Raw genomic sequence first — 3,651 nt, forward strand, 5'->3', positions numbered from 1 at the left:
TATGGCATATCACGCTCAGCAACTATACAGCTGGAAAAAACTCCAAAGAGATACAGGTGAACTTAGCGCCCAATCTCAAGGCACAAAACCAAGAAAAATAGACCGTGAACAACTTAAAACCTATGTAGAACAACACAATGATGCCTATTTATTTGAAATAGCAGAACACTTTGCCTGTACACCACAAGGCATATTTTATGCACTAAAATCAATCGGTATGACACTTAAAAAAAGACCACGACCTACAAAGAACAAGACCCAATCAAAGTAGAAAACGATCTAACCAAGCTTGCAACCTTCAATGACCATCAAAGGGTTTATATTGATGAAACGGGTATAGATACCTACTTACATCGACCCTTTGCAAGGTCATCCAAAGAGAAAACTGTTAAAAGCACCATTAGTGGCAAAAAATATAAACGGATATCCGTTGTTGCAGGTCAAATTGGCAATAAACTCATTGCCCCAATGACTTACGAAAATACCATGACAAGTGCCATTTTTTGAAAAATGGTTTGAAGAACACTTATTACCATCATTGAGTGTTAAATCAGTGATTATTATGGATAATGCTCGATTTCATCGAATGAAGGTTCTAAAAGCGTTAGCCGAAAAATTTGGTCATGTTGTTTTGCCTTTATCACCTTATTCGCCAGAGTTAAATCTAATCGAAAAGCAGTGGGGCAATCTTAAAAAGTATTTACGTAAAGTTTTATCTAATTTTGATGTCTTTTGGGATGCTCTTTTGTCCTATTCTGGATTTAATTGACTATAGTTTTTGCAAAAGTCAATATTGGGAACGTGTGAGAGCGCTTGGAAAAGAGATTTTGAGATTATCAGGTTGCACCGCTTACTGAAATCGATTTTGAGCAGATTTTAGAATATATTTATGATGATAACAGGCAGATAATTGGATATCACTAAAATACCAAAAGGAACTCCTAAATCAATTCTTATTGGTAATGCTTTGAAAAGTATGCTGGAATATTGTCAAATAATCCAATGGCAATTAAATGTTTAAATATCAACATATTAAAAGAAGTATTTTTTGTAAGAGTATGGTTAGCATACTTTTCAAACCACTATCGCTTTTTTATCATCAATCGCAAAAATTATAGAAAGGAATGCCGATGAATATCATGCCTTGGTATTATTTTACGACCCCAAGCGAACGCATTTATTGGGTCTATCTCATTACATCCTTACTGCTTGCGCTCATTCTGCTCATTATTGAAAATCGCACTTTTCCTTCATCAAAAACTATTCTTGCATGGCTAAAACATCCTGATACTCGTTTGGACGTGGTTTATTTTTTGGTCAGTTGGTTCATAAAAATGCTCATTATTGCACCATTACTTATTTCAGCACACGCGGTAACGCTTTTTATTTACCGCTATTTGAGTCGCTGGATTTCTCCACTAGAAAATCAGCTTTCTTATACCACCCTAATGGTGCTTTATACGCTAAGTTTATTTATTTTTAGCGATTTCACCCGCTATTGGCTACACCGTTTTTTACATACCAACCGATTTTTATGGGCTTTTCATAAAGTGCATCATTCTCCAGAATGCCTTAATCCACTGAGTTTCTACCGCGTGCATCCTGTTGAAAATTTTTTGTTCGGTATTCGTTATGCCTTGAGCGCAGGCATTGTAACAGGCATCTTTTTTACCCTTTTTGGTATGCACTTTAGTTTATTTACCCTACTGGGTGCGAATGGCGTGATTGTGATTTTTTCTGCGCTAGGAGCAAATTTGCGTCACTCTCCTGTGCGATTATCTTATGGCAAATGGCTGGAATACTTTTTCATCTCGCCTGCACAACATCAAATTCATCATAGTACGCGTCATATGCACTATAACTATGGTGGCTATCTTGCCATTTGGGACTGGCTATTTGGTAGTCTAAAGCGTAATGAAGAGCTCAAACATCCCTTGCAGTTTGGTTTAGGCTATCGACAACGTGAAAAATACGATACTATATTGAAATTAATTATCAATCCGTTTAAGGAATCTGTTCGATTGGTTAAGCGGTATATTCATCGGAGTTAGCCATGCAACATAAAAAATTCCTATCTACAATAATTATTACAATGTTTAGTGCCAAAGCGATAGCAGTTGAGCTTAGCCAAGAACAATTAGGGCAACTCTTATTCTTTGACCCTAATCTTTCTAAAAATCGCACGCAATCTTGCAGTACTTGTCATGACCCTGCACGCGCTTTTTCAGACGGCAGACAAACCCCTGCTTTAGGCATTACTTCTGTAGGTGATGATGGACATTCATTTGGCAACCGCAATGCGCCTACCGCAACTTATGCCAATACTTCTCCACCTTTCCATTATGATGAAAAACTAAAAGAATATGTTGGTGGACAATTTTGGGATGGACGCGCTGCAACACTTGCAGATCAAGCTGGCGGACCTCCACTAAACCCTATTGAAATGGGTATGCCAGATGAACACACGGTGGTCGGTCGTTTGAAAGAAAATCCTGCTTATGAACAAGCGATGAAGGCGTTGTATAGCAAAGATATTTTTGAAAAAGATGACCATACCATTTATACCGCAATGACCAAAGCGATTGAGGCTTTTGAAAAAACGAATACTTTTTCGCATTATAGTAGTAAATACGACAAATTTTTGCGCGGAGAATATCAATTAACGGCATTAGAAGACTTAGGCAGAACGCTCTTTTTCTCACAAGCCAATGTGAATTGCTCAACCTGTCATAAACTCAAACCAGAAGATGCTAAAGAAGAGCCTTTCACCAATCATCAATATCGCAATATTGGCGTGCCTTCTAACCCTAATACCATTAAATATGGCAAATTAGGCGCAGATTATATTGATCATGGATTATTAGAAAACCCAGCGGTTACAGATAAAAAATACGACGGTAAATTTAAAATACCAACTTTGCGTAATGTTGCCGTAACAGGTCCTTATATGCATAACGGCGTATTCCAACACTTACGCACGGTAGTTGAATTTTACGATAAATATAACAATCCTGACCGCAAAATTAATCCTGAAACAGGTAAACCTTGGGCAGTACCCGAAGTGCCTGATACCGTAGATTTAAAAGAATTAAAAGCCACAAAACTCTCTGAACGAAAAATAGATGCGTTAGTTGCTTTTATGCGTGCTTTAACAGATGAAGAATACGAGTCTTTATTAAAAGCCCAAGATGAAGCAGAAGCAAAAGAACGTATGAAAAAGTAATAGATGATTAAAGGATATTATATTAGTTTGAAAATATCATGTAATTTAATCTATTTTGTATATTGATTATGTTGAGATAATAGAATCAACAAAAAATAAGTAATGATAAAAATCTATAGATATACTTAAAATTATTTAAAATAGCTAAGTATGACCACCTCCGTTGGGTAATGCGTAGACTGTAATGGACTTTTCTCTGGCTCGCTAAATATAGTCAAATCACTTAGAATCCAATCTATCCAAAGCAGATATAAAGAACAACTTGTAGTAGAATTATTGGTAGTTGTTTGAAAAGTATGCTAAACATACTCTTACAAAAAATACTTCTTTTAATATATTGATATTTAAATATTTAACTGCGATTAGATTAGATAATATTCCAGCATACTTTTCAAACCACTACCGAATTATTAAAAACAAACTGAGCA

2 protein-coding genes and 1 pseudogene are annotated in these 3,651 nt (G+C 36.0%); all 3 read left to right on the top strand.

The features are described 5' to 3' along the window. Window positions 1-769, top strand: a pseudogene (locus A5N85_RS16725) (IS630 family transposase); the annotation flags it as partial. 361 nt (window positions 770-1,130) lie between these two features. Further along, on the top strand, window positions 1,131-2,051 hold the full coding sequence (locus A5N85_RS12300) for a sterol desaturase family protein (RefSeq protein WP_084601785.1): 921 nt from the start codon (window positions 1,131-1,133) through the stop codon (window positions 2,049-2,051). A 2-nt stretch (window positions 2,052-2,053) separates the two neighbouring features. Then, a complete protein-coding gene (locus A5N85_RS12305) occupies window positions 2,054-3,223 on the top strand; it encodes a cytochrome-c peroxidase (RefSeq protein WP_072577475.1) in 1,170 nt (389 codons plus the stop codon). The last annotated feature ends 428 nt before the right edge of the window (window positions 3,224-3,651 follow it).

The organism is Suttonella ornithocola, assembly GCF_001889065.1.
Lineage (GTDB): Bacteria > Pseudomonadota > Gammaproteobacteria > Cardiobacteriales > Cardiobacteriaceae > Suttonella_A > Suttonella_A ornithocola.